Origin of the sequence: Luteolibacter yonseiensis (genome assembly GCF_016595465.1) — a bacterium.
Classification (GTDB): Bacteria; Verrucomicrobiota; Verrucomicrobiia; order Verrucomicrobiales; family Akkermansiaceae; genus Luteolibacter; species Luteolibacter yonseiensis.
Genome location: NZ_JAENIK010000010.1, coordinates 1 through 4,544, shown reverse-complemented (window position 1 = coordinate 4,544; position 4,544 = coordinate 1). Strand labels below are relative to the sequence as shown.

The 4,544-nt window shown below is 55.8% G+C and carries 3 protein-coding genes and 1 tRNA gene; 1 reads left to right on the top strand and 3 read right to left on the bottom strand.

Translation table 11 applies throughout. The annotated features are described in order from the left end of the window. Positions 1–706: 706 nt before the first annotated feature. Positions 707–1,090, bottom strand: a complete 384-nt coding sequence (locus JIN84_RS09265) for a hypothetical protein (RefSeq protein ID WP_200350768.1) — start codon at positions 1,088–1,090, stop codon at positions 707–709. A gap of 1,171 nt (positions 1,091–2,261) precedes the next feature. Beyond that, positions 2,262–2,546 (bottom strand): hypothetical protein, encoded by a 285-nt coding sequence (locus JIN84_RS09260; RefSeq protein WP_200350767.1) that lies wholly within the window; start codon positions 2,544–2,546, stop codon positions 2,262–2,264. Positions 2,547–2,895: 349 nt separating this feature from the next. On the opposite strand from JIN84_RS09260, the gene JIN84_RS09255 reads away from it, so the two are divergent. Beyond that, the gene (locus tag JIN84_RS09255) at positions 2,896–3,981 is read left to right on the top strand and encodes a hypothetical protein (protein WP_200350766.1); all 1,086 of its coding nucleotides are present in this window, start codon (positions 2,896–2,898) and stop codon (positions 3,979–3,981) included. A 208-nt stretch (positions 3,982–4,189) separates the two neighbouring features. Here the strand turns inward: JIN84_RS09255 and JIN84_RS09250 are convergent. Then, positions 4,190–4,264, bottom strand: a tRNA-Val gene (locus tag JIN84_RS09250). Between the last annotated feature and the right edge of the window lie 280 nt (positions 4,265–4,544).

Genomic DNA, 4,544 nt, shown 5'->3' with positions numbered 1-4,544 from the left:
ACGGGAGATGACGGGAGATGACGGGAGATGACGGGAGATGACGGGAGATGACGGGAGATGACGGGAGATGACGGGAGATGACGGGAGATGACGGGTGCGTGATCCTCCGGCAGGAAGGCGGAGCCTCCGACGCGGGTATCTTCAGCACCAAGGGTGCGGAATGTGATAGCCCGGGACAACGTCCCGGGAAGAGGTTTCCAAATTACCGGAGTCCTGAAAGGACGCGATCGACGGAGGATTGGCGTGCCACGGATGTCGTCCTTACAGGACTCCGGAATTGAAGGATCCAAGACCCAGGGCCGCGCTTCGCTTGCCCTGGGCTATCGCATTTCGCACCCTTGGTGCTGAAGAAACGTCGCTTCGGAGGCTTTATCTGCCGCCGCCGTCCGCCGACCTTCTTCAAGCCATTACTTGGCACGAATCACCGGGCACGGATCACCGGGCACGGATCACTTGGCACGGATCACTTGGCACGGATCACTTGGCACGGATCACTTGGCACGGATCACTTGGCACGGATCACTTGGCACGGATCACTTGGCACGGATCACTTGGCACGGATCACTTGGCACGGATCACTTGGCTCGGATCACTTGGCTCGGATCACTTGGCTCGGATCACTTGGCTCGGATCACTTGGCTCGGATCACTTGGCTCGGATCACTTTGCTCGGATCACTTGGCTCGGATCACCGGGCACATTCCCCCTCACGGTTCCAGGATCTGTTCGGAGAACAGGCGCGGCCATTGGGGGGGCGGGGTGGTGTCCTTGAAGATTTCCGCCTGGGGCACGTGCAGGCGGTAGCGACACTCGCCTTCGGCGGTGGTGGTCTTCTCGAACTGCTGGATGGTCTTGGGTGAAAGGGTCACCTTGTGATCGGACAATTCCCACAAATTCTTACCCACATATGGGATCACGATCTCGACCGCCGGTTCATCGGATCCCGGAGCCTTGGGATGGATGGATACTTCGGCGATGTAGAACCTCTGGCTGTCAGTCGTGGTGATCTCCAGTCTGGCGGCTTGGAACGGCTGGATGGGGAGCGTGAGCTTCGTCCATTGGGCGTTCGCGGGAGTGGGTTTGTAAGGCATTAGCGGATTCTGATTATCTGGTGTTGGATTGCGGAATAGTCAAACGGCAAACAGGAGGAGGGAAAACGGTGCGCGCGGCATGGGTGCCGGGCGTGCCCGTTTACCCGCGTTTCATAAGGAATCCTTCATGTGGAAATCCGCGGGCGGGATCTCCATCATTCGCGTGCTGTCCCGCATTAAGGGATTGGGACGGCACGATTCCCCATGTCCGGCGTGGGTGTGACGGACATGAGGATGATGGGTTTGATGAGGTGTTCAATAGAAAATGTTGATGAAAGGGTTATCGGCGGCGGCGGACGACGGGTGCGAACCCGGCCCGCCCGGGCATGCGAGGACATCAGGTGCCGGTATGGCATCGGAATGGATGTTAGATGTCATGGCGGTTCGGATCGGGTTAACCATGAAAAAAATGCGGTAATACCATTAGAGGGTCATCTATCTTCAGTCAAATTGTAATAAGGTCCGGCGATTTGGAACGGGGAGAAACGGGGTTGAATTATGCAATGTCCGCGCGATCCGGTTATGGAAAAACCGGACCGGAGCTGGCGGAGGAACAGGTGAACAAGAAATGGGAAGCGCTGTTGGAACAGGCGTGGAAGCCCGGAAGCCGCTTGATCGCGGGGATTGTTAATAAGTGGTCAACAGGTTGTTTTTTATCATTGTCCGAGCGTTTGGCATGAAAATGCAGGGAGTGCATTTCGCAAGATTAGGGATGTAGACAAAATGAAAATTTTTTTGGACATGGGTTGAAAAATCCGTTTTCAGCAGATTTTTTTCGCGGGGTTTTCTCTGGGATTTTGTGGATCGTGGATCGTGGATCATGGATCGGATGCTGGCATTCTTCGTTTGAATAGCGGGAGAGGCGACGCGATCTTGACCGAAGCTTCATTCCACGCCCGGAGCGTCGATCCGGGTTAAAACACACGACCGAGCTTCTGCGGTGTCAAAAATGGGACGTGGAATGGGGCGTCCCCCAAAGAGGCTGGCGAAGAGGTTGCCGGATCATAAGGAGCGCGGACCTCTTCGTCCTTGCTGCCCATGGGAGGCGGAAGGGAGGAGCTCAGGGCTTTTGTTTTCCGGCCCGCCGGCCAGGCGGACGAGGGCGTCCGCGCTCCGTAAGGTCGGCGGGTGTCGCCGCTCCGGCCGGGGTGGCGCTCCTGAACCGGTGCCGTCATACTCCGGCGGTCGATCTGCGGTGGAGGGCGATGCTGTGGTCGATGGCGGGCCTCCATTCGGAATGGAGGGTCTCGAAGGTGCGGTCCGAGAATTGCCAGCGCTCGTCGCGCCACTCGACCTGTCCCACGTAGGCGGCGACGACGTCGTTGTACCAGACGTGCGCCCAGGTCCGGCCTTGGGGATCGACGCCGGATTTTTTCACGATGCCTTCGATCGACGGTCCATCGGGTCCGTACGGGGTTCCGATGGTGAGGACTTGATTGAGGGGTGGTGGTTCCATGGCATTTGGAGGGTTTGGTGTTGGGGGAGTTTTTGCATTGGGTCGCCGTGGACCGGGGGGAGCCGTCCGTAACGACGCAGCCAGTGTCCCATGTTCCGCCATTCTGGGAAATTACGCCATGAGGGCACGGACGCTGACGCCATGGCGTAGCTACGCGGTCGCGGAGAAGAAGACGCGGAGCAGAAGGCTAGGGCTGCTTTATTCGGGAAGGGAACCGCAGGCATCCGGAGGATACCGGGGGGAACTGGGCGGGAGGAAGTGAGTCTAATCCATCACCACTCCGGCCACCGGACAATATTTCGGCAAATTAGGGTTCATCAATCGCTTTTTTATGATAGATCTGTGGCCCATGAGAGAACTGATTGTGGTTTATTTTCTCTTGTCCCTTTGTATGGCGTGGGGACAAACGCCGCCTCCGCAGGTCGTTACTGATGCACCCGGGGTAAGAGCCCTCCAGCCCACGGCTGCAAAGGAATCTACGGCGACAAGCGATGTCCGACGCGCTGCGGAATCCGAGACTGACCCGAATACCACGATACTCAAATACCAAGCCGCGCTTCGGGAGGAGTCCAAGGATTATCGAGCGTTCTTAAAAGATTCCTTAGATCAGCTGAAATGGGTGACAGGGGGTGTTATCGTGCTCGGAGGTGTCATCTTTGGTCTGCTCAACTGGAAAAACTCCAAAGAAATTCGTGACCAAGTCAATGCACGCTTCGGAGATCAAGTCGATAAAATCGTGGCTGACAAGATCACGAAGTTTGACGGGGATCTCAATTCGTATCGAGTGAAACTTGAAGATGCGTTCCGGCAGCTGACCGAATTGAAAACGGCGAAGGAAGAAATAACAGGACAGTTGGCAGGCCTCACCGAGCGCTGCGCCGACATGGCCTATATATTGGCCTACTCCTTCTCCGCACTCGAAAACGATCCGAACGATCCCGGATGGCAAAACGCACGCCGCGATTGTATCGTCCAACTCAATGAACTTCGTTGCGATCTACCCCATTGGCGGAGGGTCGGCATCCTGCTCGGCAGATTACATAAAAGTTTTGATGACCATGAATCGGCGGTAAAAGTCCTCACAGAAGTAATTGACGCCCGAAACCAACGGCGGCTTCCTCCTGACGAAGACCACGCTGCTCTGTTGTTCAATCGCGCGTGCTATAGAAACATGCAGGCGGATATCGTGGACAAGGCTCAATCCGACAAACTTAAGAAGGAAGCTTGGGAAGATCTAAAGCATGCTATTCTTCTGAACCCCAATGATCTCCAAGAAGCGTCCGACGACAGTGATTTGGAGACTTTATGGAACGAGAATGAAAGGCGGAAGGACAACTTGGGTAAAATAAACAAGCCTTTTGCTCCTCGAGCTTCAACCGGCTTTCTAAGCCGTCTATCGCGGCTTCTTTTTGGAGCCGAAAAGACTCAAAAATGATGGCTTTTCAGCCCTTCTTATCCCAAATCACATTGTTCATGACGCAAGTTTAAGCATTTTCATGCAGCTTGCAAACGAAAATTTCGGCCTGTCAATCCTACCAAGAATTCAAGACGCCGACTCCTTTCTAATCCGGGGGTAGACCCCTATTTTCTGCCCCCAATGCTATTTTTGAGGGTTGTTTTTCTTTGTAACTCACTAAGAGTGATGGTGCACGCTGCAGGGTTCGAACCTGCGACCCCATCCGTGTGAAGGATGTGCTCTACCACTGAGCTAAGCATGCTTTCCATTGCCTTCGACCGCGTGTGCGGTCGGGCGGGCGGCAGAATTAGTGGGTGCGGCGGGGCTTGGCAAGCAATTCAGTGCGGATGGGGTGAGTTTTTGTTTTTTTGCGGTTTCGGGGAGGGGCGGGATGTCGCAAGGAGTGGCGATCTCCGAATCGCCTAGGCCCATGAGGGCGCGATGGGAGGTGCTTGGGCGCGTGGTTCGGGAGGAGCTTGGGCGCGGTTCATTGGCGGTTCATGGGCGGGGCGATTCGGAGATCGCCCCTCCTTGGTTGGGCG